At 69.8% G+C, this 24,961-nt stretch carries 20 protein-coding genes; 16 read left to right on the top strand and 4 right to left on the bottom strand.

Translation table 11 applies throughout. The features are described from left to right. Positions 1-53: 53 nt before the first annotated feature. Positions 54-1,856: an acetate--CoA ligase gene (gene acsA, locus BST44_RS09610; protein ID WP_083176889.1), complete on the bottom strand. Its 1,803-nt coding sequence runs from the start codon at positions 1,854-1,856 to the stop codon at positions 54-56. A 186-nt stretch (positions 1,857-2,042) separates the two neighbouring features. On the opposite strand from acsA, the gene BST44_RS09605 reads away from it, so the two are divergent. The 11 genes from BST44_RS09605 to BST44_RS09555 all read left to right on the top strand — a co-directional run bounded on the left by BST44_RS09605 (position 2,043) and on the right by BST44_RS09555 (position 12,182). After that, positions 2,043-3,029, top strand: coding sequence for an Acg family FMN-binding oxidoreductase (locus tag BST44_RS09605; protein ID WP_083176888.1), 987 nt, complete (start codon positions 2,043-2,045; stop codon positions 3,027-3,029). A gap of 43 nt (positions 3,030-3,072) precedes the next feature. Continuing rightward, entirely contained in the window at positions 3,073-3,342 is a 270-nt protein-coding gene (locus BST44_RS09600) for a DUF1918 domain-containing protein (RefSeq protein WP_083176975.1), read from the top strand. A gap of 7 nt (positions 3,343-3,349) precedes the next feature. Continuing rightward, on the top strand, positions 3,350-3,589 hold the full coding sequence (locus BST44_RS09595; RefSeq protein ID WP_083176887.1) for a hypothetical protein: 240 nt from the start codon (positions 3,350-3,352) through the stop codon (positions 3,587-3,589). 122 nt (positions 3,590-3,711) lie between these two features. Then, the gene (locus BST44_RS09590) at positions 3,712-5,751 is read left to right on the top strand and encodes an erythromycin esterase family protein (protein ID WP_083176886.1); all 2,040 of its coding nucleotides are present in this window, start codon (positions 3,712-3,714) and stop codon (positions 5,749-5,751) included. A gap of 20 nt (positions 5,752-5,771) precedes the next feature. Continuing rightward, positions 5,772-6,791 (top strand): 1-phosphofructokinase family hexose kinase, encoded by a 1,020-nt coding sequence (locus tag BST44_RS09585; protein WP_083176885.1) that lies wholly within the window; start codon positions 5,772-5,774, stop codon positions 6,789-6,791. A 91-nt stretch (positions 6,792-6,882) separates the two neighbouring features. Then, entirely contained in the window at positions 6,883-7,701 is an 819-nt protein-coding gene (locus tag BST44_RS09580) for a universal stress protein (protein ID WP_083176884.1), read from the top strand. Positions 7,702-7,763: 62 nt separating this feature from the next. After that, positions 7,764-8,435, top strand: a complete 672-nt coding sequence (gene dosR, locus BST44_RS09575; protein WP_083176883.1) for a hypoxia response regulator transcription factor DosR/DevR — start codon at positions 7,764-7,766, stop codon at positions 8,433-8,435. Positions 8,436-8,621: 186 nt separating this feature from the next. Then, entirely contained in the window at positions 8,622-10,268 is a 1,647-nt protein-coding gene (locus tag BST44_RS09570) for a GAF domain-containing sensor histidine kinase (RefSeq protein ID WP_208619766.1), read from the top strand. 86 nt (positions 10,269-10,354) lie between these two features. Continuing rightward, positions 10,355-10,888, top strand: coding sequence for a GNAT family N-acetyltransferase (locus BST44_RS09565; RefSeq protein WP_083176881.1), 534 nt, complete (start codon positions 10,355-10,357; stop codon positions 10,886-10,888). Between the two features lie 11 nt (positions 10,889-10,899). Continuing rightward, positions 10,900-11,778, top strand: coding sequence for a universal stress protein (locus BST44_RS09560; RefSeq protein WP_083176880.1), 879 nt, complete (start codon positions 10,900-10,902; stop codon positions 11,776-11,778). A 35-nt stretch (positions 11,779-11,813) separates the two neighbouring features. After that, the gene (locus tag BST44_RS09555) at positions 11,814-12,182 is read left to right on the top strand and encodes a SpoIIAA family protein (RefSeq protein WP_083176879.1); all 369 of its coding nucleotides are present in this window, start codon (positions 11,814-11,816) and stop codon (positions 12,180-12,182) included. Positions 12,183-12,189: 7 nt separating this feature from the next. Here BST44_RS09555 and BST44_RS09550 read toward each other — a convergent pair whose 3' ends face one another. Together BST44_RS09550 and otsB are read right to left on the bottom strand one after the other, a co-directional pair. Continuing rightward, positions 12,190-13,023 (bottom strand): universal stress protein, encoded by an 834-nt coding sequence (locus BST44_RS09550; RefSeq protein ID WP_083176878.1) that lies wholly within the window; start codon positions 13,021-13,023, stop codon positions 12,190-12,192. Between the two features lie 121 nt (positions 13,024-13,144). Then, positions 13,145-16,777, bottom strand: a complete 3,633-nt coding sequence (gene otsB, locus BST44_RS09545; RefSeq protein ID WP_439330707.1) for a trehalose-phosphatase — start codon at positions 16,775-16,777, stop codon at positions 13,145-13,147. 190 nt (positions 16,778-16,967) lie between these two features. On the opposite strand from otsB, the gene BST44_RS09540 reads away from it, so the two are divergent. From BST44_RS09540 to BST44_RS09520, 5 genes are all read left to right on the top strand, one after another. After that, on the top strand, positions 16,968-17,855 hold the full coding sequence (locus tag BST44_RS09540) for a universal stress protein (RefSeq protein ID WP_083176974.1): 888 nt from the start codon (positions 16,968-16,970) through the stop codon (positions 17,853-17,855). 15 nt (positions 17,856-17,870) lie between these two features. Next, positions 17,871-19,331, top strand: coding sequence for a bifunctional aminoglycoside phosphotransferase/ATP-binding protein (locus tag BST44_RS09535; RefSeq protein ID WP_083176876.1), 1,461 nt, complete (start codon positions 17,871-17,873; stop codon positions 19,329-19,331). 100 nt (positions 19,332-19,431) lie between these two features. Further along, positions 19,432-20,430 (top strand): Acg family FMN-binding oxidoreductase, encoded by a 999-nt coding sequence (locus BST44_RS09530; protein ID WP_083176875.1) that lies wholly within the window; start codon positions 19,432-19,434, stop codon positions 20,428-20,430. Between the two features lie 37 nt (positions 20,431-20,467). Beyond that, entirely contained in the window at positions 20,468-21,571 is a 1,104-nt protein-coding gene (locus BST44_RS09525) for a 3-oxoacyl-ACP synthase III family protein (protein ID WP_083176973.1), read from the top strand. After that, the gene (locus tag BST44_RS09520; RefSeq protein WP_083176874.1) at positions 21,555-22,463 is read left to right on the top strand and encodes a beta-ketoacyl-[acyl-carrier-protein] synthase family protein; all 909 of its coding nucleotides are present in this window, start codon (positions 21,555-21,557) and stop codon (positions 22,461-22,463) included. The genes BST44_RS09525 and BST44_RS09520 overlap by 17 nt, the downstream gene beginning before the upstream one ends. Before the next feature lie 16 nt (positions 22,464-22,479). Here the strand turns inward: BST44_RS09520 and ppsA are convergent, their stop codons facing one another. Continuing rightward, entirely contained in the window at positions 22,480-24,900 is a 2,421-nt protein-coding gene (gene ppsA / locus BST44_RS09515; protein ID WP_083176873.1) for a phosphoenolpyruvate synthase, read from the bottom strand. Positions 24,901-24,961 lie beyond the last annotated feature (61 nt).

The raw sequence follows: 24,961 nt of genomic DNA, 5'->3' as shown, positions 1-24,961 counted from the left end.
CCCTCGCCGCTGCGCGGCTGGGGGCGCCCCCACTGCATCGTCGCCGGCGCGACTCACGACGGCACCCCCTCCGCGTGCTGGACCGGATGCTGCTCGATCGTGGAGGTGTCACCCTCGGGCAGGCCGAGTTCGCGGGCCTTCAGCAGGCGCCGCATGATCTTGCCGCTGCTGGTGTGCGGCAACGAGTCGACGAACTCGATCTCCTTGGGCGCCACCGTGGCCCCGAGGCGTTTGCGCGCGTGGCCCAGCAGTTGCAGCCGCAGGTCCTCGTCGGCCACGACTCCGTTCTTGAGGGTGACGAAGGCCTTGACCATCTCGCCGACCGTCGGGTCGGGGATGCCGATGACGGCCGCCTCGGCGACGGCCGGATGATCGGTCAGGGCGCTTTCCACTTCGAACGGCCCGATCAGGTGCCCCGCGGACTTGATCACGTCGTCCTTGCGGCCGACGAACCAGAAGTATCCGTCGGCGTCCTTCTTCGCCAGATCGCCGGTCAGGTACAGGCCGTCCGCGAAGGACTTCCGGTAGCGCTCTTCGGCGTTCAGGTAACCGCGGAACATCGACGGCCAGCCCGGCTTGAGCGCGAGCTCGCCCTCGACACCGGGTTCCTCGATGACCTCGACGGGCCCGTCGTCGTCGGCGCGGCGCACGACGAACGCGTCCACGCCGGGCAACGGGCGGCCCATCGAGCCCGGCTTGATGTCGAACGCCGGCGTGTTGGCGATCATGATGCCGCCCGTTTCCGTCTGCCACCAGTTGTCGTGAATCGGCAAGCCCAGCACCCGTTTTCCCCACCAGACCGCCTCCGGGTTGAGCGGCTCACCCACGCTGGCGATGAAGCGCAGCCGGTCGAAGTGGTACTGCGCGGGCAGTTCCGGTCCCGCCTTGATGAGCATCCGGATGGCGGTCGGCGCGGTGTACCACACCGACACGCCCTGGTCCTGCAGGATGCGATACCACCGTTCGGCGTCGAAGTCCGCCTCGTCGGCGATGCAGGTGACCCCGTGCAGCAGCGGGCTGATGATGCCGTAGGACGTGCCGGTCACCCAGCCGGGATCGGCTGTGCACCAATAGATGTCGTTGCGGTGAAGGTCCAGCGCGTACAGGCCGGTGACGTAATGCATCATGACGGCGCCGTGTACGTGGATGGCGCCTTTGGGGGTACCCGTGGTGCCGCTGGTGAAGTGCAGCAGGGCCGGGTCGTCGGCGGTGGTGGGCTCGATCGGCGCGTCCTCGTCGGACGCGTTCACCCATTGCCAGAAGTCGAGCGTGTCCGGCGGGGCGCCGCCGGCCTGGCCGTCGTCGACGACGAAGACGTGCCGCACCGAGGGCAGCCGATCGCGGATCTTGGCGACCTTGCGCTGGTAGATCGCCCGGGTGGTGACCAGCACGTCGGCTTGGCCGATGTTGACCCGGGTGGCGATCGGCTCGGGCCCGAACGCCGAGAACAGCGGCGAGACGACGCTGCCGTTGCGCAGCGCGCCCAGCATCGCGATATACAGCTCGGGTGCCCGGCCCATCAGGGTGAACACGCGGTTGCCCTTGTTGATGCCCAGCGACAGCAGCGCGTTGGAGAACCGTCTGGACAGCCGCCCGAGCTCGGCGTAACTGAGGTCCCGGGTGGTCATCGCGCCGTCCCAGGGCGCATCGGTGACGAATCGCAGCGCCGTGCGCGTCGCGTCCGGTCCGGTGCTGTGACGGTCGACGGCCGCGTAGGCGATGTTGCACAGGCCGCGCCCCATGCCCTCGCACGGATTCGGCACATCGGACCAGTGGAACCGGGCGCGCTCGCGTTCGTAGTCCGTCAGGTTGGGCCGGACTCGCAAGTCGGCGGCCGTCTTGTGGATGACATCCATGGGGGATCCTCGGTCGGCGGGGTCGTCTTCATCGTTTGCCGCGCGACGATGCCGCAATAGAGACAAAGGTCATCAGTCGCGCCGGTCACGCGTCGGGCCCAACGACGCCACGCTGGGGACCAAGGACCCTGGCGCGGGGTGCGCGCATGCCAGAGGGTCCAAGTAAGACAGGAGAGGCGACGAGCAATGACCCCGACGATGGTCGACACCAAAGTGCTCACCCGGGCGGTGGAACTCGCCTGCCGTGCCCCGTCGCTGCACAACAGCCAACCGTGGCGCTGGGTCGCCGGGGGCCCGACGGTCGACCTGTTCGCCGACCCGGACCGCATGGTGTCCTCCGCCGACAGCTCGGGCCGCGAGTCGATCATCAGCTGCGGCGCCGTGCTCGATCATTTCCGGGTCGCGATGGCCGCCGACGGATGGGACAGCGGCGTCGACGAGTTCCCCAACCCCAACAACCTCGACCACCTGGCCTCGATCGATTTCGTTCCGGCCGACTACGTCGCCGTCGCCCGGCGCGACCGCGCCGCGGCGATCCTGCGTCGCAGGACCGACCGGCGCCCGTTCGGCGCGCCCAGGGGGTGGTCTTCCTTCGAGCCGGTGTTGCGCAGCGCGTTCGACGACGACGTCGCACGACTCGACGTGCTGGCCGACGACGCCCGGCCCCGCCTGGTGGAGGCCGCCCGCCTCACCGAGGCGTTGCGCCGCTACGACGACCTCTACGAACACGAATTGCGTTGGTGGACGGCACCGAGCAGGCACGACGACGGCATCCCGGAAGCCGCGCTGGCGAATGAGGCGCAGGCGCGCGCCGTCGGGGTGAACCGACGATTTCCCGCCGACGAACACGCCCGGGCGGGTTCCGCGGGTCTGACCGACCAGGCCGAGGTGCTCGTCCTGTCGACGCCGGGGGACACCCGCGCGGACGCGTTTCGGTGCGGCCGGGCGCTTTCGGCGATTCTGCTGGAGTGCACCATGGCCGGGCTGGCGACCTGCACGGTGACACACGTGACGGAGCTGCCGGCCGGTCGCGACATGATCTCCGGTCTCATCGCCGACGCACAGGCGGTACCGCAGGTGTTGATCCGGGTGGGCACCGCGCCCGCGGGCAGGGGCGGTCCGGAGCCGACCCCGCGCCGGCCCGTCCGTGACGTACTGGAGCTGCGTCCCTAGGGCGAAAGACATTGTGCCGCAATATCTTCGAAGGGATACGATGGTGAACGCCCACGCGGGGGACTGGCTGGTCATCAAGAGCGCGACGATCGGGCGTCCGGACCTGCGCGGGCTCATCACGTCGGTGGGTTCGCCGGAGGGTGAACCGCCCTACCACGTTCGGTGGCTGGCCACCGGCGAGGAGGCGACCGTGTTCCCCGGTCCCGACGCGATCGTCGTCACGGCCGCCGAACAGCGGGCGGCCGACGAGCGGGCCCAGTCCCGGTTCACCGCGGTGCAAGCCGCCATCCGGGATCACGCCCGGGGTAGGTAGCCGGCCGATGCCTTCCACCACAGACGGGTGTCCGTCGTTGACCGACGCCGATGTCGACGAGCTCGCGTTCGAGTTCCTGCACTCACCCTATGCCGGCGACACCTACCTCGACTGGCGGCTGGACCAGCGTCTCGACGGCTTTCTCCGGCACCGCGGACTGGTCCGCCTGGTCGAAGACGGCGACGCCTACGGCCTCATCCTCAACCGGGTCATGGCCTACATCGGCGAGCTGCGCCGACGGCGCTGAGCCGACGAACGACCCGCGAGCCCGGGACTTCGGTCCCTACCGCCGATTACGCCGCGCTGGTCGGATGGAGTCGTCGATGGTGAAGGTCGAGGAGATTGCCATGACTACAGGCATGGTGCGTGATGACCAGGGCAGCTGACGCCACCCGCCGGTCGCCGCGGCGCGTGTTCCGCGACCGCGCCGAGGCCGGCCGGGTGCTGGCGAACCTGCTGGGCGCCTACCGTGACCGGCACGACGTGATCGTGCTGGGCCTGGCGCGGGGCGGCATCCCCGTCGCGTGGGAGGTGGCGGCGGCGCTGCACGCCCCGCTGGACGCGTTCATCGTCCGCAAACTCGGCGCCCCCGGCCACGAGGAGTTCGCCGTCGGAGCGCTCGCGAGCGGGGGCCGCGTCGTGGTCAACGACGACGTGGTGCGGGGTTTGCGCATCACCCCGCAGGAACTGCGCGCCGTCGCCGAGCGGGAAGGCCGGGAACTGATCCGGCGGGAGGCCGCCTACCGCGACGGGCGTCCACCGGTGGACGTGGCCGGCAAGACGGTCATTCTCGTCGACGACGGATTGGCCACCGGCGCAAGCATGTCCGCGGCGGTGCAGGCGCTGCGCGAAGCCGAGCCCGCGCACATCGTCATCGCCGTACCTGCGGCCCCCGAATCCACCTGCCGGGAATTCGCCGGCCAGGTCGACGACGTCGTGTGCGCGAGCATGCCCACCCCGTTCCTCGCGGTCGGGGAGTCCTTCTGGGATTTCCGGCAGGTCACCGACGACGAGGTGCGTGGCCTGCTCGCCACGCCGACGACCGGGGCGCCGCGGAAGGCCGCCGCGCGCACCCCCGCCGAGGTGATCGGCCGGGTGGCCATCGACGCGCCGGGGGGTGTCCCGCCGCGCGAGACGCTCCAGGAGCTGATCGGTGACGCGCGCATCGTGCTGATCGGTGAAAGCTCGCACGGCACACACGAGTTCTACGAGGCCCGCGTCGAGATCACGAAGTGGCTGATCGAGGAGAAGGGCTTCTGTGCCGTCGCCGCCGAGGCCGACTGGCCCGACGCCTACCGGGTGAATCGCTACGTTCGCGGCCTCGGCGAGGACACCAGCGCCGACGAGGCGTTGAGCGGATTCGAGCGTTTTCCCGCCTGGATGTGGCGCAACACCGTCGTCCGCGACTTCGTCGAGTGGCTGCGCACCCGAAACCGGTTGCACGAGAACAACGGCCAGCGTCAGGCCGGCTTCTACGGTCTGGATCTGTACAGCCTGCACCGGTCCATGGAGGAGGTGATCGGCTACCTCGACAAGGTCGATCCCAGGGCGGCGGCGCGGGCGCGGCAACGTTATGGGTGCTTCGACCACGCATCGGCGGACGACGGTCAGGCGTACGGCTTCTCGGCGGCCTTCGGCGCCGGCCCGTCGTGTGAGCAGGAAGCGATCGATCAGCTGGTCGACCTGCAGCGCAACCAGCTGGCCTATGCGCGCAGGGACGGCCTGCTCGCCGAGGACGAATTGTTCTATGCCCACCAGAACGCGCAGACGGTGCACAACGCCGAGGTGTACTACCGGGCGATGTTCAGCGGGCGGGTGACCTCCTGGAACCTGCGGGACAAGCACATGGCGCAGACGCTCGACGCGCTGCTGCAGCACTTGGACCGCCACCAGGACGTCCCCTCTACCCGAATTGTGGTGTGGGCACACAACTCCCACGTCGGGGATGCGCGCGCCACCGAAGTGTGGGCCGATGGGCAACTCACGCTCGGCCAACTGGTCCGGCAGCGGCGCGGCGACGAAGCCCGCCTGATCGGCTTCAGCACGTACTCGGGCACGGTCACCGCGGCCGGCGACTGGGGCGGCATCGCCGAACGAAAGGTCGTCCGCCCGGCGCTGAACGGGAGCATCGAGGAGCTCCTGCACGAGACGGGCCGCAGCGCGTTCCTGGTGTCGGCGCAGATCAGCCCGGGAGCCGCCGAGCCGCTGAGCGCGGTCCGGTTGGGCCGCGCCATCGGCGTGATCTACCGGCCCGAGACCGAACGGCAGAGCCACTACTTCCACGTCCGGCCCGCCGACCAGTTCGACGCGATGATCCACATCGATCGGACGCGCGCGCTGGAACCCCTCGAGGTCACCAGCCTCTGGATCGCCGGCGAAACGCCGGAAACGTACCCGAGCGGCCTGTAAACCCCGGGGGGCCAACGAAGATGGAGATGCAGGCCGAACGGTCGCCGGGCCCGACGCGGATCGTCACGTTGACCATGAATCCCGCGCTCGACATCACCACGAGTGTCGGCGTCGTGCGCCCCACCGACAAGCTGCGCTGCTCGGCGACCCGCTACGACCCGGGCGGCGGCGGGATCAACGTCGCCCGGGTCGCCAAGGTCCTCGGCAGCTCGGTGTTGGCGGTATTTCCCGCGGGCGGGTCGCACGGTGGTCTGCTGATGACCCTGCTCAGCGAGGCGCAGGTGCCGTTCCGGCAGATCCCGATCGCCGCCCAGACGCGGGAGAGTTTCACGGTCAACGAGACCAGCACCGGCCAGCAGTACCGGTTCGTGCTGCCGGGTCCGGAGCTGACCGCCCCGGTGCAGGAGGAATGCCTCGACCAGCTGCGGATGGCGGCTCAATCGGCCGAAGTCGTTGTGGCCAGCGGCAGTCTGCCGCCGGGTGTTCCGGCCGACTACTACCAGCGGGTGGCCGACATCTGCCGGCAGCTGGACGTGAAGCTGATCCTGGACACCTCCGGCGGCGGCCTGCAGCACATCTCCTCGGGGGTGTTCCTGCTCAAGGCGAGCGTGCGGGAACTCAGGGAGTGCGTCGGCCGCCGGCTGGCCACCGAGGCCGAGCAGTTGGCCGCCGCCCACGAGCTGATCGACAGTGGCCGCGCCCAGGTCGTCGTGGTGTCCCTGGGCGCTTACGGTGCACTCCTCGCGACACCTTATGCGAGCCAGCGGTTTTCGGCGGTCCCGATGCGAAGCGAGAGCGGCGTGGGGGCCGGCGACGCGATGGTCGCCGCGATCACGGTGGGTATCACGCACGGGTGGTCGCTCGCCAAATCCGTTCGCTACGGGATCGCGGCGGGCACGGCGATGCTGATGACACCCGGCACGGCGGTCTTCGAGCGCGCCGACATCGAGCGGTTGTTCGAGCTGGTCGCCGAACCGGCAGAGGTGGGGACGAGCAATAGCCTGGAATTGAGCGGCCGGGCCTACCGGGAGCCGACATGAACCGGCCGCGCGCCGAAGTGACCACCCCGAACCGCCATCCGACCGTCGGCTACCCCGACCGTTCGGCGCTCGTGGTCCGCCACCGAGACCGATGACGGATTCACTGACGACCCAGTCGATCGTGGCCGGTGTCGATGGTTCCAAAGCGGCGATACGCGCGGCCCTGTGGGCGGTCGACGAGGCGGAGAGCCGGGGTGTTCCGCTGCGCCTGCTGTATGCGACCGACCCCGGCGACGGTGAAGAAGCCGCCGAGCTGGCGCTCCGGCACGCGGTCGCGGCGATCCGCGCGACGGGCAAGCCGGTGCGGGTCGAAACGGAGATCGCTCACGGGCCCGCGGTCGGGTCGCTCATCCGCTCCTCGGCCTCGGCGGCCATGGTCTGCGTCGGGGCGGTCGGGTTACGCCACTTTCAACGGGGGCGGGTCGGCTCTACCGCCGCCGCCCTCGCCATCTCGGCGCACTGCCCGGTGGCGATCGTCCGCGGCGGCGACGGTCGCCGCGACCAACCCGAAGGCAAGACGGTCGTCGAGATCGACGGGTCGCCGGACTCGGTGCTGCTGACCGCGGCCGTCGAGGAGGCCCTGCTGCGCGACGCCGCCCTCGAGGCGGTCGTCTCGCGGCGCGGCGGGCCCGCCGAACGCGGTGACACCGAGGCCGACCGGCGCGCGCTCGCCGACCTCGATCGCCGGCTGGCCCGATGGAAGCGCCGCCATCCGCAGCTGCGAGTCGAATCGGTGGCGGTACACGCCAGGCTGCTGGACTACCTGGCCGCCCACCGCGGTCCGGTCGGGTTGGTCATCGTCGGCGCCCACGATCGCCGGCATGTGGCCGAGCTGGTCGGCCCGGTCGGCAGTTCGGTGATGCAGGACGCCAACTGTTCGCTTCTGATCGTGAATCCGCAGCACTTGTGAGGCCGGTCGGTCACCAGATGTGGGATATTGGGCCTTGGCGCGAACGGCAGGAAGGGTTGGTAGTGGTCAAGGTTTTCCTGGTCGACGACCATGAAGTCGTCCGGCGCGGTCTCGCCGATCTGCTGGCCTCGGACCCCGAGCTGGAGATTGTCGGTGAGGCGGGCTCCGTCTCCGAAGCCAAAGCACGCATCCCGGCGCTGCAGCCCGACGTCGCCGTGCTGGACGTGCGGCTTCCGGACGGCAACGGCATCGAGCTGTGCCGCGACCTGGTGTCCGACCATCCCGACCTGCGTTGCCTGATGTTGACGTCGTTCACCTCCGACGAGGCGATGCTCGAGGCGATCCTGGCCGGCGCGAGCGGCTACGTCGTCAAGGACATCAAGGGCATGGAGCTGGCCCACGCCATCAAGGAGGTGGGCGCCGGCAAATCGCTGCTGGACAACCGGGCGGCGGCCGCGCTGATGGCGAAGCTGCGCGGCGCGGCGGAACGCGAAGACCCGTTGTCCGGGCTCACCGAACAGGAGCGCACGCTGCTGGGTCTGCTCAGCGAGGGCCTGACCAACAGGCAGATCGCCGCCCGGATGTTCCTCGCCGAGAAGACGGTGAAGAACTACGTCTCGCGGCTGCTGGCCAAGCTCGGCATGGAGCGCCGCACCCAGGCGGCGGTGTTCGCCTCCAAACTGGACCAGCGGCCCGGCCAGCCGCATCCGCCGGAGCCGACGCCACCCGCCTGACGTGGGCGGACGACGCCACGCGGTCGACGACAAGTCTTCGCTTGGGCGCTTGACAATTTGTGTTTAGGCTGAACGTGCCATCTGAAATTGCGGCGCATTCGAAGCGGGGTGAAGACTATCGGGGTGACGAGCGACGATAGCGGCTCGGCGTTCGCCGGGCTCGGCCAACGTGGGCTGGTCAGCCGGATGCACGAGCAACTCGACGAGTTGCTGGCCGCCCGCGATCAGATGGAGCAGTTGCTCCGGGTCATCGTCGAGATCGGCGCGGGGCTCGACCTCGACGCCACGCTGCACCGGATCATCGCCGCGGCCAGGAGGCTGACCTCCGCCCCCTACGGGGCGCTGGCCATCCGCGACCCCGACGGCAACCTGATGTCGTTCGTCCACGAGGGGATGGACCCCGACACCGTGTCGCGGATCGGGCACCTGCCGGTGGGGAAGGGCCTGCTGAGCCTGTCACTGCTGGACACGCCGGCCCTGCGGATGGACGACCTGAGCGCCCACCCGGCCTCGGCCGGGTTTCCCGAGCACCACCCGCCGATGCGCGCATTCCTCGCGGTGCCGATCACCATCCGCGAGACGGTGTTCGGCAACCTCTACCTCACCCACGTCGATCCGGAGCGGGTGTTCTCCGAGTCCGACGAGGTGGCCGCCCGCGCCCTGGCGTTCGCCGCCGCGGTCGCCATCGACAACGCGCAGGTGTTCGAGCGCGAGCGGACGGCGGTGAAGTGGATGGAGGCCAGCCGCGAGATCACGACCGCGCTGCTGTCCAGGCCGGAGCCGCACCGGCGCCCACTGCAGGTGATCGCGGAAAGCGCCCGGAACCTGACCGACGCCGAGCAGGCGATCGTCCTGGTCCCCGCCGACCCCGACCTGCCCGACGACGAGGTGGACACCCTGGTGGTGTCGGCCGCGGTGGGCCTGCACGCCGCCGAGGTGGTCGGTCAGCGCGTCCCGGTGGACGCCTCGACCAGCGGCGCGGTGTTCCGTTCCGGCCAACCGCTGATCACCGAGACGCTGCGGTACCCGATCCAGGCGTTCACCGACGTCGGGCAGCGCCCGGCCATCCTGATGCCGCTGCGCGCGCGCGACGAGGTCGTCGGGGTGATCGCCATCGCGCGCGGCGCCGACCAGCCGCCCTTCGACGACAGCTACCTCGAGTTGGTCAGCGATTTCGCCACGCACGCCGCGATCGCGCTCGTGCTGGCCTCGGCCCGGGAGGACGCGCGCCGGCTGACCATCCTGGCCGAGCGGGAGCGCATCGCGCACGACCTGCACGACCACGTCATCCAGCGGCTCTTCGCCGCCGGCATGGATTTGCAGGGGACGCTGGCGCGGGCGCGCTCCCCGGAGGTGGTCGAGCGGCTCAACCGCACGCTGGACGACCTGCAGACCATCATCGAGGAGATCCGCACCACGATCTTCCAGTTGAAATCCCCGCCGGGTAAGACCGACTTCCGGTACCGCATCCAGCAGGTGGTTGCCGACCTGACCGAGGACCGCGACATCGTGACCACCGTGCGCATGCACGGGCCCATGACCGCCGTGGGCGGCGAGCTTGCCGACCACGCCGAGGCGGTGACCGCGGAAGCCGTCAGCAACTCCCTGCGCCATTCCGGCGCGACGCGGCTGACCGTCGAGATCAGCGTCGCCGACATGTTCGTCCTCGACGTCATCGACAACGGCACCGGCATACCCGACGGCAACACCCGGCACAGCGGCCTGGCTAACATGCAGCGCCGGGCCGAACGGCTGGGCGGCGCCTGCGAGATCACCGGCCCCCCGGAGGGCGGCACCCGGGTGCACTGGGTCGCCCCGCTGATCGACCAGTAGCGATCGCGTGCGACGGGACCAATGGGGGCGGCCATGGGGTCCAACGGCCCTGCCCAACCGTGCCGCCCCGGTTTTAGCGTGGCACCGTGAGTGATCGCTCGGTGGACGCCGCCGACTCGGCCCGTCTGCTCGACGGGCGGCGGGTGTCGTTGCGGCCCCTGACCGGGGCCGACGCCGAGGCCGTCCTGGCGCTGCACCAGCACCTGTCCGACCACGACCGATACTTCCGGTTCTTCACGCTGCAGTTGTCGCCGCTGCACGACCTCGTCGCCAAGCTGACCGAGCCCGCCGACGGGTTGTACGCTCTCGGCGCCTTCGACGGGGACCGGCTGATCGGTGTCGCCCACTGCGTCGTCGTCGACGACCCGGAGGTCGCCGAGGTCGCGGTCGTGGTCGCCCACCGGGACCATTCGGTGGGCGTGGGGACGGCCCTGCTCAAGCACCTGGCCCCCCTCGCCCGGGCGCACGGGGTCACGCGGTTCGTCGCCGACGTCCTCGGCGAGAACCACCTCATGCTCACGGTCTTTTTCGACCTCGGCTGGCCCTGCCGGCCAAACGATTACGGATCTATCAGGCACCTCGAGATCGAGCTGCCGAAATTCGACGAGGCGCCGGCGTAGAGGAGCGGAACATGGCGGTCAACGCGAAGAAATACGGGGTGCTGGTGTGTGTCGACGGGTCGGCCGCCTCCGACGTCGCCGTCGCCTGGGGAACACGCGAGGCCGTCATGCGCGACCTGCCCATCACGCTGATGCATGCCGTGCCGCCCGTCGTGGTGGGCTGGCCGGTGGGCCAACTGTATGCCGACATGCCCGAATGGCAGCAGGACAGCGCCCAGCACGTGATCGACCAGGCCCGCAAGACGCTCAACGCGAGCCTGGGCGACGCGAAACCACCCGAAATACATACCGAGACCGTGTATTCGGCCATCGTTCCGGCGCTGATCGAGGCATCCAGAGATGCCTGGGTCCTGGTCGCCGGCAGCCAGGGGCTCGGTGCGATGGGCCGCTTGTTGCTCGGCTCGGTGACCGCGGGGCTCGTGCACTACGCTCACTGCCCGGTCGCGGTCATCCATTCCGACGAGGGCGCCGCCCCGCACCCGAGCGGGCCGGTGGTGCTGGGCATCGACGGATCCCCCGCGTCGGAGGCGGCCACCGCGCTGGCCTTCGACGAGGCCTCCCGCCGGCGGGTCGGGCTGGTGGCCGTCCACGTGTGGAGCGACGTGGGGGTGTTCCCCATTCTCGGCATGGACTGGCACGACCGCGAGAAGGAAGCCGACGAAATCCTGGCCGAGCGCCTGGCCGGCTGGCAGGAACGCTATCCCGACGTGCACGTCGAGCGGAAGCTGTTCTGCGACAAGCCGTCCGACTGGTTGCTCAAGGAGTCCGAGCGTGCTCAGCTGGTGGTGGTCGGCAGCCGTGGCCGCGGCGGATTCCCCGGGATGTTGCTCGGCTCGGTGAGCTCCGCGGTGGCGCAGTCGGCGCGGGTGCCCGTGCTGGTGGTCCGGTGACCGCGAAAAGCGCCGTCCGGCGGGGAGGCCGGTAGATGATCGAACTGCTGCCGGGCATGCCGGAGAAGGTGATCGGCATCCGCGTGTCGGGCCGGTTGCGGGGTGACGAGCTGCGCGACTTCAGGCCCGAAATCGACCGGGTGCTGCAGGCGGGTGAGGTGCGGATCGTCGAGGTCATCGCATCCGATTACGAGGGATTCGGACCCGGGGGATTGCTCGAGGACCTCAAGCTGGGTTTCGGAACCGTCCTGCCGCACCATTCGGCGTTCAAGCGGATCGCGGTGGTCTCCGACAAGGATTGGGTCGCCCCGGTTCTGCACGCGCTGGCGTGGATGGTTCCCGGCGAGATCGCCGTGTTCCGGCTCGACGAGCTCGAGCGCGCCACCCAGTGGGCGGCCGGGTAGTTCGCCGTCAGTCCCCTTGGTGCCCCTGGTCGCGCACGACGAGCACCGAACATCCCTTGTGGCCGCCCGGGTGAGTGGTGATCGGGCCGACCATGCGGGCGACCTTGTCGGCGTCCTCGCTGCCCACCACCGCCAGTTGCACGGGTTCCTGTGTGTGCGTGAGGAATTCGGCCGCCCCCCGCCTGGCGGCGGCGGGTTGGACGTGTACCTCGCGATGCCGCGACACCCAGGGGCCGAGTCGATGCTCCAGCTGGCGGTAAGGAATCTCACCGAGCCCCCACCGCCAGACTCCCAGCGCCAGGATCGGTGCTTCCCGAAGCCGCGCCTCGCGGAAGCCATGCTCGAGCACCGCGTCGTTGGCGGCCGACTCCCCGACGGTGACGGCGACGTATCCGCCGTCCCGGTCGGCGGCGTCGCGGCTGCTGCGGATCACGGCCACCGGGCAGTGCGCCCGCTGCGCCACGGTGTCCGCGGTCGAGCCCAACACCTTGCGAGCCACCCAGCCCGTGCCGACCGACCCCAGGCATACCATTGCGGCGTCCCGAGATTCGTCGATCAGCGCGCTCTCCGACGAACCGCGCACGACGTCACATTCGACCTTGACCGGCATGCCCGTGGCCTGAAGCGCCGCATCGGCGGCCCGCAACGACGATTGGGCGTACTCGATGTCCAGGCTGTCGTCACCGGCTTCGCCCGCGCGCCGTTCGGGGATGGCGTGGATCAGCCGCAGCGCGACGTTGCGGCTGACGGCCTCGGCGGCCGCCCATTTGGCCGCTTTGATCGCGGCGTCCGAGCCGTCGATACCCACCACGACCCGCTGCGACGACTGCGGATTGTTCATCGAGTCCTCCTGTATGACCGACCGTCCCGGCGTCCCCGCCCGGCATCGCCAACGTTATGGGGAGACGGCCCGGCTCAGCAGGGCCGTTCGGCCCCCGTTCGGGCGCATAGGTCACCAGGGGTCAGACGACCTCGACCGAGTGCCCGGGCAGCAGCTGTTGGAGCCGGCCACGGCATTCCACCGCGATCGACTCGCTGTTGTCCGCCTCGGAAGTCAGGTCGGCCGCCCGGCCGCTGACCCGAAGGTGCAGCCGCTGGCCGCGGTACACGAACGGGAACTCGATGGGTTCCAGCGCCTTGGGCCACTGCGGGCTGAGGATCAGCCGGTCGTCGCGGGTTTCCAGCCCGGTGAAACACCGCTGCAGCAGGTCGATGCTGCCGGCCATCGCGGCCAGGTGGATGCCTTCCGAGGTGGTGCCGCCCTGGATGTCGACGACGTCGGAGGCGAGCACCTGCACGAAGTACTTCATGGCGTGATGCCGGTTGGCGCGGGTGAGGACCCACGAATGGACGAGGGAGCTGAGCGTCGACCCGTCCGAGGTGCGCGCGAGGTAGTAGTCCACGGTCTCCGGGATCCGCTCGGGCGCAAAGCGGTAGCCGAGCCGACCGAACAGCGCCAGCAACTCGTCCGACGACAGCAGGTAGAACAGCATCAGCACGTCGGCCTGCTTCGAGGCCTTGTAGTTGTTGACGCTGTCGTTTTCGGCCTCCAGGATGCGGTCGAGGCGCTGGATGTTGCCGTAGCGCCGCCGATACTGCTCCCAGTCCAGCTCGGCCAGTTGCGAATAGCCTTCGAACTGGCTGATCACGTTGTCGTGGAAGGGCACGAACATCCGGCGCGTCACGTGCTCCCACCGACCCAACTCGTCGCTGCTGAGATCGATCTTGCCGACCAGGTCCAGGCGGTCACGCAGCGGAAGCAGGTCCAGGGCGTCCATCGCCCGCAGGATCGCCCACACCGCCATGACGTTGGTGTAGGCGTTGTTGTCGATCCCGTCGTACTCCTTGCCCGGGTAGCCCGAATGGAACTCGTCGGGGCCGACGATGCCGGTGATCGTGTAGCGGCCGCGAGCTTCATCAAAGGTAGCCAGCCCCACCCAGAATCGCGCGATCTCCACCAGCATCTCGGCGCCGTAGTCGACCAGAAACTGCCGGTCGCCGGTCACCTGGTAGTGCTGCCAGGCGTTGTAGGCGATGGCCAGGCCGACGTGGTGGGCGCGGGCGCTGGCGTCGGGATTCCACCGGCCGGACTGCGGGTTGAGGTGCAGCTCCTGACTCACCTCGCGCCCGTCGCTGCCCGATTGCCAGGGGTACATCGCGCCCAGGTAGCCGGCCCTGCGCGCCGCCCGCCGGGCCTCGGGGAGCCGGCGGTAGCGGTACAGCAGCAGCGAACGCGCCACGTTGGGCATGCGCACGGACAACACCGGCGAGACGAACAGCGAGTCCCAGAAGACATGCCCGCGGTACGCCTCGCCATGCAACCCGCGCGCGGGGACGCCGGCGTCGAGTTCGGCGGTGTGCGGCGAGAGCGTCTGCAGCAGGTGCACCAGGTGCAGCCGCAGGATGCGCAGCGCGTCCGGCCCGTCGGTCAGCCCGATCGTGCACTGTTCCCACAACAGTTCCCAGACCCGGGTGTGCTGCCGGTGCAGCTCGTCGTACCGGCCCGCGGCGTCGAGGTGCAGCTGGGCGGTGCTCGCCGGCTCCGAGATCGCGCTGTCCCTGCCCGTGACGATCGTCACGATCTTCTCGCAGCTGACCGATTGTCCCGTGGCCAGCGCGACCTCGATGTCGTGACCGCCGCGGCCGGTTTCCCGCACTGACGTGTAATGCGCCGCGGCGGGTGCGTCGCCGCACCACACGGTGCTGCGCGCGGCCACCGCGATGGCGATGCGCGACTGCGTCGTTTCGGTGCGCAAGATCACCGCCTCGTCCGCCGATTCGTCGATCACCGGCGACGCGAGGTGCGTGCTCGACAGCGAGCGGTAGCGATCCACCATGGTGTTGCGCACGGTCCCGTCCAGCAGTGACCGGAACTCGACGGTGCCCGACCAGTTCTCCGCGAGGATCGTGGTCCGCATGGCCAACACGTGTGGCTGGTCCATGGACGCGAACCGCTCCTGGGTCATCTCCGTGACATGGCCCGCACCGTCCCGGAAGCGCAGCCTGCGGGTCAGCGTCGCGTGCCGCAGGTCGAATGTCTGCCGGTAGGAAAGCAACTGGGTGTCGTCGATGTGAAACCACGGCCCGCCGTTGACCCGGAAGGTCAGCGACAACCAGTTGGGCAGGTTGACCAGGCTCTCGTTCTCGACCGTCCGGCCGGCGATGCGATCGGCGAGCGTGTTGTACACGCCCGCCGCATACGTGCCCGGGTAGTGCGCCTCGGTCGCCGTCGCCTCCGGGGCGCAGCCGCGGGTGGCGACGTAGCCGTTGCCGACGGTGCACAGGGTTTCGCGCAGCCGCTCGTAGCTGGGGTCATAGCCCTCGTAGACGAGTTCCCACGGATCGTCGGGCGCGGCCGCGGCGTCGTGCAGATCGTCGGCCAGGCGCCGGACGAAGTCGCACACCGCGGGCGGGTCCGCCAGGCTGAATAGCGCGGCGGACGTTCGGTCCCCGTCCTCGTTGTGCCGCAACGTGATTCCCACCCCGTCGAACTGCACCGCGTCGAAGGCGTCCTCGTCGGTGATGTCGTCGCCGACGTAGATCGGCAACATGGCGCCCGAGCCGAAGCCCTCGATCTGTTCGAGGATCCCGCGCAGCGTCCTGCCCTTGTCCCAATCCAGGCTGGGGCGAAGCTCGATCACCTTGCGGCCCATAATGACCCGCAGGCCCTGGGATCGCCCGAGCCTGCGTGTCGTCGCGATCACGCGGTCAACCTGATGTGGGTCGACGTTGCGGTAGTGAAAGGCGACCGCAAACCGCTTGCGCTCCAAGTGGATCCCGGGGACATCGTCGAGCAGCTGCGCCAGTTGGTCGGCGGCGCGCGCCAGCGTGCCCGTGGCGTCGCCGGCCGCGGCGTTGTCGTGGTGGGTGCCGTCGGGTGCGACGAGTTCGAACCCGTGACTGCCCGCGTACCAGATCCCGTCGACCTGCAGGCGCTCGCGCAGGTCGTCGAGATCGCGGCCGCTCATCACAGCGACCGGGCACTGCGCGGCGAGCGCGCGCAGCGCTTCCCGCGCGCCGTCGACCAGCGTGGCGGACTCCGGCTCGGCGACGATCTCGGACAACGTGCCGTCGAAGTCAAGGAACACCGCCGGCCGCCGGCTCGCCACCAACTCCTTCAACTGGCTGTAGACACCCATCGCGTCGGCGATCGTCGACAGGGCGGCGCCGCCGCGCCGCACCGAGATTTCCGCGAGGTCCGCGATGGCCATGTCCGCCCCGCTGGACAGCAATTCGTCCGCCCCGCCGTTGCGCTCGAGGCCGATGACGAGTCCGAGTCCTGTGTCCCGCCCGGCCGCCATCCCGCCGTTGCAGCAGTCGATGAGGACGCAACGCACCGGACGCACGCCCAGGCGCGCCACCGTCATGGTCAGCGCGGCATCGATCTGCTCGGCGGTGTCGGGTGCCCCGACGGCGACGCCGACGAGCTCCTCGATTCCCGCCGTCCGCAACAGGGGCGCGCAGTCATGGGTGGCCGAATAGACGGCGGTGGCGATGCCGCCGTCGCGCAGCCGCTGCAGGAATGCGGCGGTCGAATCGTGGGCCTGGGCCACGCCCGGCGCCGTCCGCGCCAGCACACAGTCGAGCCCGAGGATCACCGCGTCGTGGTAGCGCCTGTCGACAGTGACGGGCCATTCGGTCACGTTTGTGACGATGCCACAGTGCGGGCGCGCGTCAAGGCGCGCCGGCGCAGGGGGGCCTCATGGCCATGGGGTTGGTGACTAAAGCCTCATGATCGACGGCCGTTCGCGCCATAGCGTTTTGGGCGAGGAGAGGAAGAACATTATGTCCGCACTCGCAAACCGCCATGGCATCGTCGTCGGAGTCGACGGGTCGCCGGCCGCGAACGCCGCCGTCTGCTGGGCGGCCCGCGACGCGGCGCTGCGACACGTCCCGCTGACCGTGGTCCACATGGTGAACGCGATGGTGCCGATGTATCCGGCCCTTCCGCTGTCGACCGGCGTGGCGGTGTGGCAGGAGGAGCAGGGCCGTGAGGTTCTCGAGCAGGCGGTCAAGATCGCCGAAGACGCCGTCACCACCGACCGCAAGGTCGACGTCCGCAGCGAGCTGAGGTGTGCGCCCCCGGTGCCCACGCTGGTCGAGATGTCCAAAGAGGCCGAGATGGTCGTCGTGGGCAGCAACGGGCGCGGCGCGCTGGGCAGGCTGCTGCTGGGCTCGGTGAGCAGCAGCGTGGTGCGCGGTGCGCGCTGCCCGGTCGCGGTCATCCGCGACGAAGACCCGCTCATGGAGCATCCCCAGCAAGCTCCGGTGCTCGTGGGCGTCGACGGGTCGCCCGCCTCGGAGGCTGCGGTGGCCGTCGCGTTCGACGAAGCATCGCGCCGCGGTGTCGACCTGACCGCGCTGCACGCGTGGAGCGACGTCGACGTCTTCGAACTGCCCGGGGTGGACTGGTCGGCGGTCAAGGCGGAAGCCGAGCGGAGCCTGGCCGAACAACTGGCGGGCTGGCAGGAACGCTACCCCGACGTCACCGTGCAACGGGTGGTCGTCTCGGACCGGCCGGCCCGGCAGCTCATCGAGCAGTCGGAATCGGCCCAACTCGTCGTCGTGGGCAGCCACGGGCGCGGCGGCCTGTCCGGCGTGCTGCTGGGTTCGGTCAGCAACGCGGTCGTCCACTCGGTCCGGATGCCGGTGATCGTCGCCCGGCCGTCCTAGGGCCGCGCCGCGACCGTGTCGTATCTCGACCTGCACGAAACCCACACGGGCGTCGTCATTCTCGCCGGCGACCGCGCGTACAAAGCCAAGAAGCCGGTGTTGACCGACTTCCTCGACTTCCGCACGCCGCAGCAGCGCGAGCGCGCCTGCCGCCGGGAGGTCGAGCTCAACAGCCGGCTGTCGCCCGAGAGCTACCTCGGGATCGCGCAGCTGTCCGATCCGGCCGGCGGCCCGCCGGAACCGGTCATCGTCATGCGGCGCTACCGCGACGAAGACCGGCTGGCGACCATGGCATTTCGCGATTCCGACGAGAACGTCCGCGGCGCGCTGGATGCGATCGCCGGCGTGCTGGCCCGCTTCCACCGCGACGCCGGGCGGAGCGCGGCGATCAGCGCCCAGGGCGAGGCGCAGGCGGTCGGGCGCCGCTGGCACGACAACTTGTCCGAATTGCACCGCTACGCGGACGCCGCCACACCCGGGGTCGCTCCCGACGCGGTGTCGCGGATCGAGCGCCTGGCCGGCGAATTCCTCGCCGGCCGCGCGCCCCTGTTGAGCGCCCGCGTCGCGCACGGCTGCATCGTCGACGGCCACGGCGATCTGCTCGCCGACGACATCTTCTGGGTGGACGGGAAACCGGCGCTGCTGGACTGCCTGGAGTTCGACGACGACCTGCGCTACGTCGACTGCATCGACGACGCCGCCTTCCTGGCAATGGATCTCGAGTTCCTGGGGCGCAAAGACCTCGCCGACCACTTCCTCGAGCGTTACACCCATCATGCGAAGGACACCGCGCCGCCGTCGCTGCGTGAGTTCTACATCGCCTATCGCGCCGTGGTCCGCGCGAAGGTGGACTGCGTGCGCCTGTCGCAGGGCAAGCACGCCGCGGCCGCGGACGCGGCCCGCCACCTCGCCATGGCGATCGGTCACCTCGAGGCCGGCGCCGTCCGCCTGGCGCTGGTCGGCGGAAACCCGGGCACCGGCAAGTCGACGGTCGCCCGTGGCCTGGCCGAACGCGTTGGCGCCCAGGTCATCTCGACCGACGACGTCCGGCGGGAGCTGCGCGACGCGGGCGCCATCGCCGGTGAGCCCGGCGTGCTGAATGCCGGGCTCTACAGCCCCGGGCAGGTCGCCGTCGTGTACGAGACCGCGCTGCGCCGCGCGCGGCAGTTGCTGAGCGAGGGGCACTCGGTGATCCTCGACGGCACCTGGCGCGATCCGCATGCGCGCGACCAGGCTCACCGGCTGGCCACCGAGACGCATTCGGCGCTCGTCGAATTCGTGTGCTCGGCGGCGGCCGGCGTGGCGGCCGACCGGATCAAGACCAGGCCCGCGGGCACTTCGGAGGTGACCCCGGAGATCGCCGCCGAACTGGCCGCCGGGCACGCCGACTGGGCCGGCGCCCACCGGATCGACACCTCCCGGAACCCCGGCCTGGTCGCTCGCGAAGCGCACGACCTCTGGGCCCGCGCGACGTAACAGCCCCCGCGAGGTTCCAACGTCCCGGGCGTCGGGGACCTACGGCCCTGCCCGCACCCGCCGGACGGGGCATACCGTTTGTCTCACCGGAGTCGACGAAATGGTGGAGATGGACGCGAAAATGCCGACGGAGCGGGTCATCCGCGACGCGGTGACGCTCGCGTGCCGCGCGCCGTCGCTGCACAACAGCCAGCCCTGGCGGTGGGTGGCCGACGGCACGAGGTTGCACCTGTGGGCCGACCCGCGCCACGCGATGCACGCCACCGACCACAGCGGTCGGGAGCTGATCCTGAGCTGCGGCGCCGTGCTCGACCACCTGCGGGTCGCCATGGCCGCCGCGGGCTGGGAGAGCGTCACCGAACGTTTTCCCACCGAGGGCAGGCCGGATCACCTCGCGAGTGTGGGGTTCTTGCCCGTGCAGAACGTGACGGCGCAGTGCCGGTTGCGGGCCGATGCGATCCTTCGCCGCCGCACCGACCGGCTGCCGCTGGGCGCGCCGACCGCGTGGCCCACGCTGCATTCGGCCCTGAGCCGCGCGGTGACCCCGTACGGCGTGTTGCTGGACGTGGTCGACGACGACGAGCGACCGAGGCTGGCCGAGGCGTCGCGACTCACCGAACAGTTGCGTCGAAGCGATACGTCCTACCTGACCGAATTACGTTGGTGGACGTCGCCCTTCGAAGCGAACGCCGACCACGTGCCCGAGAGCGCCCTGTTGTCCAGTTCCGAGGCCGCGCGGGTCGACATCGCCCGCGCGTTCCCGCCGGGGGGCGGGGGCCACCGCCGCGCCGCGATCGAGGCGGACCACTCCACGGTCGTGGTCCTGTCCACTCATCACGACGATTCGCCGGCCGAAGTGCTGCGCTGCGGTGAGGCGCTGTCGGCGGTGCTGCTCGAATGCACCTTGGCCGGCATGGCCACCTGCACGCTGACCCACATGACGGAGCTGCCGCTGAGCCGCGACATCATCAGGCAGGTCACCGGCGACCCCGGCCAGCCGCAGCTGCTGATCCGGATCGGGCGGTCACCGGCCGACGACCCGCACGCGAAACCCACCGCGCGGCGTCCGGTGACCGAAGTCCTCGAGATGCGTGGGTGACCGACATGCCAAGCACAACGCCAAGGAGGTGCCATCGATGACTCGGCACTGGCTGGTGATGGAGACAACCGGGAAGGGCGGTGCGGCCCCCTTCGTCGCGCGGGTCGCGGCCGCGGGCCGGCATCTGCCCGGGACCCACCTGACGACCGACGAGCTGATGGCGTCCACCCGCCACCGCACCCACATCGATTTGGAACGGCTGACCGGGATCCGCGAACGCCGGGTGTCGGTGGGCGATGAAGATTCCTACACCCTGGCCAGCTCGGCGGCGCTGAACTGCCTGGCCACCGCGCAGCAGGATCCGGCGGCGTTGGACGTGGTGATCAGCTGCAGCATCACCAAGTTCCGCGGCGGGCTGACCCAGTGGCTCGAGCCGACCATGAGCAGCGCGGTGGCGCGCGGAATCGGGGCGGTGAACGCGATGACGTTCGACGTGTCCAACGCGTGCGCCGGAATGCTCACGGGCGTAACAATTTTGAACAACTGGATTCGCCAGGGCGTCGTCGAGCGGGGGCTCGTCGTCAGCGGCGAGTACATCTCGCAGCTCGGCAACAACGCCGCCCGCCACATCCGCAACATCATGAGCAAGGAGCTGGCCTCCCTGACGCTGGGCGACGCCGGCGCCGCGCTGCTGCTGGAGCGGGCGTCGGCCGGCTCGGCCGGTATCGCGCTGGCGGGCTTCACCACCGTCGCCGACTACAGCCGGCTCTGCCTGGCGTATCCGCAGGGGGACGACCCGGGCGCGCGGATGTTCACCAACTCCCGCGCCATCCAGAAGGCCGCGATCGCCAACACCCCGCTGCTGTTGAGCGAAGTGCTTGACACCGTTGGTCTTTCGATCCACGACATCGACCACGTCATCACCCACCAGACGTCCGCGCGCGCCATCCGCAAGGGCATGGCCCGGATGTCGGAGGTGTTCGGCGACAGCCCGCGCCACGACGCGGTGATCACCGTCGACCGCTACGGCAACACCGCCTCCACGACCCACACGGTGGCGCTCGTGGAGGAACTCGAGGCCGGGCGGATCAGGCCCGGGGAGCGAATCGCGTTGCTGGCCTTGGCCTCCGGGCTGGAGATCGGTGTGGTCCTGTTGACCCTGGACGAGGATGTGGTGAGCCGCTATGGGCACGGTGATTGATCGGATCGACGTCTCGCATCCGCGCCTGCGGGGGCGCCACAGCGCGTTGCACCTGGCCGTCGTCGCCGCCAAGGACTGCCTGAGGCGGGCCGGATGCGAGGCTAAAGACCTCGACCTCGTCATCAACGCCGGCATTTACCGCGACCGCAACCTCGGTGAGCCGGCGCTCGCCGCGCTGATCCAGGACGACATCGGCGCCAACCCGGAGGACCCGCACGCCGGCGCCCACGGCACCTTCTCCTTCGACATCGCCAACGGCACGTGCGGCCTGCTGACGGGGCTGCAGATCATCGACGGGTTCATGCGCAGCCGCGCCATCCGGCGCGCGCTGGTGGTCGCCAGCGACGCCGACCCCGGGCACGGGATGAGCGAGCACTTCGGATTCTCGGCCGCCGGCGCCGCGATGCTGTGCGGCTGGTCCGACGACGACTACGGCCTCAGCCGGATCTTTTGGGTGAACGACCCGAGTGCAGCCGGCGACGAAACCTTCAGCGCCACGGTGGGCTTCGCCGACTCCCGCAACGTCCTGCGCTTCTGCCAGTCGACGGCGATGGACGAGCGGTTCGCCGCGGCGGCCGGCCGGGCCGTAGCGGCGTGCCTTCAGGAGCAGTCGGTGCGGCTGTCCGACGTCGACGCGATCGTCGCCGCCCCCGCCCGCCCCGGATACCGCGCCGCGCTAAGCGCACGGCTGGGCGTGCCGGTCGAGGCGATCAGCGTCGCCGACGACGAACGCATGCACACCGCCGCCCTGGCCGCCGCGTTCGGGCAGCGGGCCGAGCGGTTGTCGGTGGGCGCGCGGGTTTTGTTCGTCGCGGCCGGGGCCGACGTCGTCGCCGGCGCCGCCCTCTATCGCCAGCCGCCCCGCGGCGCCTCGAGCGCCACGCTGGCGTGACGCTCGAGCTCCGGCGTCACGCTGGCGTGACGCTCGGCCGTCGGATCGAGCGCTCCAGGTCCAGGATCTGCCGGGTGGTCTTGACCACCACGTCGGGGTTCAGGCTGATCGAGTCGATGCCGCAGCGAACCAGGAACTCGGCCATGTCCGGGTAGTCCGACGGCGCTTGACCGCATAACCCGGAGTGAATCCCGTTGCGGCGGCAGCCCGCAACGGCCAGGCGGATCATCTCCTTGACACCCTCGTCGCGTTCGTCGTAGTCGAAGGCCACGATCTCGCTGTCCCGGTCGACGCCGAGGGTCAGCTGGGTGAGGTCGTTGGACCCGATGGAGAACCCGTCGAAGCGCTTGGCGAACTCGTCGATGAGGATGACGTTGTTGGGGATCTCGCACATCGCGTACACCTTGAGCCCGTTCTCCCCGCGGCGCAGACCGTGCTTGGCCATCTCCGCCAGGACCAGGTCCGCCTCGGCCACCCGGCGCACGAACGGCAACATCAACACGACGTTGGTCAGCCCCATCTGTTCGCGCACCCGCTTCATCGCCCGGCACTCCAGCGCGAATCCCTCGGCGTAGGCCGGGTGCGCGTAGCGCGAGGCGCCGCGGAAGCCGATCATCGGGTTGCTCTCGGCCGCCTCGAAGTCGCTGCCGCCGACCAGGCTGGCGTACTCGTTGGTCTTGAAGTCCGACATCCGCACCACGACGGGCTTGGGCCAGAAGGCGGCGGCGATGGTGCCGATCCCTTCCGACAGGCGCTCCACGAAGAATTCGGCGCCGTCGGAATAGGCGTACGTCAGCGTGTCGATGGTCCGCCGGGCCTCGGGGTCGGCCACCCGGTCCGGGTGCAGCAGGGCCAGCGGATGCACCCGGATGTACTCGTTGATGATGAACTCCATCCGGGCCAGCCCCACGCCGTCGTTCGGCAAGAACGACGTCTTGAACGCCAGATCCGGGTTGCCGAGGTTGACCATGATCTCGGTGTGCGGGCGCTCCTGGTCGGACACCTCGGTGCGATCGACGCGAAAGCCCAACTGGCCGCGGTAAACCCGCCCCGTGTCGCCCTCCACGCACGACACCGTGACGAGTTCCCCGTCCGGCACGCGCGTGGTGGCGTCACCCGCGCCGACGACGGCGGGGATGCCGAGCTCGCGGGCGATGATCGCCGCGTGGCAGGTGCGCCCGCCGCGGTTGGTGACGATGGCCGCGGCGATCTTCATGATGGGTTCCCAGTCGGGCGTGGTGATGTCGGCCACCAGCACGTCGCCGGGTTGGAACTCCGACAGCTTCCCCAGGTTGTCCATCCGCCTGGCGACGCCCGCGGCGACCTTCTCGCCGACCGAGCGGCCCTCCGCGAGGACCTCGTTGCGTTCGGCGCCCCTGCCCTCGAGCACGTAGCTTTCGACCACCGTCTGGCTGCGCTGGGAGGCCGCGGTTTCGGGGCGTGCCTGGACGATGTAGAGCCGCCCGTCGAGACCGTCCTTCGCCCATTCGATGTCCATCGGCCGCCCGTAGTGGCGCTCGATGGCGCACGCGTAGCCCGCCAGCTCGAGGACGTCGTCGTCGGTGACGCAGAACCGGGCCCGGTCGGCCTTCGGCGTGGGAATGTTGCGGGTGGTGTTCTTCGTCTCGCCCTCGACGAAGATCATCTTGACCGCCTTGTCCCCGATGAGCCGGCGCAGCACCGCCCGGTGGCCGGCCTGATACGTCGGCTTGTGGACGTAGAACTCGTCGGGGTCCACGGCGCCCTGGACCACGTTCTCGCCGAGCCCGTAGGCGCCGGTGATGAATACGACGTCGTGGAAACCGGATTCGGTGTCCAGGGTGAACATCACCCCCGACGAGGCGAGGTCGGAGCGCACCATCTTCATCACGCCGATCGACAGCGACACCTTGAAGTGGTCGAAGTTCTGGTCGATCCGGTAGTGGATGGCCCGATCGGTGAACAGGCTGGCGAAACACCGGCGGCAGGCGTCCAGCAGGCTCTCGGTGCCCTTGATGTTGAGGAAGGTCTCCTGCTGGCCGGCGAAGCTGGCGGTCGGCAGGTCTTCGGCCGTCGCCGAGCTGCGCACGGCCAGGCTGACGTCTTCGCCGTATTCGTCTTGAAGTCGCCGGTAGGCGGCCGTGATCTCGGTGGCGAGTTCCGGGGGAAGCCCCGCGCCGTAGACGATTTCGCGGGCCAGCTTGCCCTTGCGTGCCAGCGCGGTCACGTCGTCGGCGTCGAGGTCGTCGAGCGCGGCGTGCAGCGCGTCCCAGGCCCCGGCCGTGTCCAGCATGTGGCGGTAGGCCTCGGCGGTGATCGCGAACCCGTGCGGGACCCGCACTCCCTGTCCGGTCAGCTTCTGGAACATCTCGCCCAACGAGGCGTTCTTCCCGCCGACCAGCGGGACGTCGGAGATGCCGATCTCTTCGAAGAAGCGGACGTAGGTGAAATCGCTCATGGTGTTCTTCCTCTGGCGGGTTGCATCAATACGCTTCGTAGAAGTGACAGCAGATCGACGT

Source organism: Mycobacterium scrofulaceum (genome assembly GCF_002086735.1).
GTDB classification, from domain to species: Bacteria; Actinomycetota; Actinomycetes; order Mycobacteriales; family Mycobacteriaceae; genus Mycobacterium; species Mycobacterium scrofulaceum.
The sequence above is the reverse complement of the archived record's forward strand: the minus strand, read 5'-3'. Positions and strand labels throughout refer to the sequence as shown.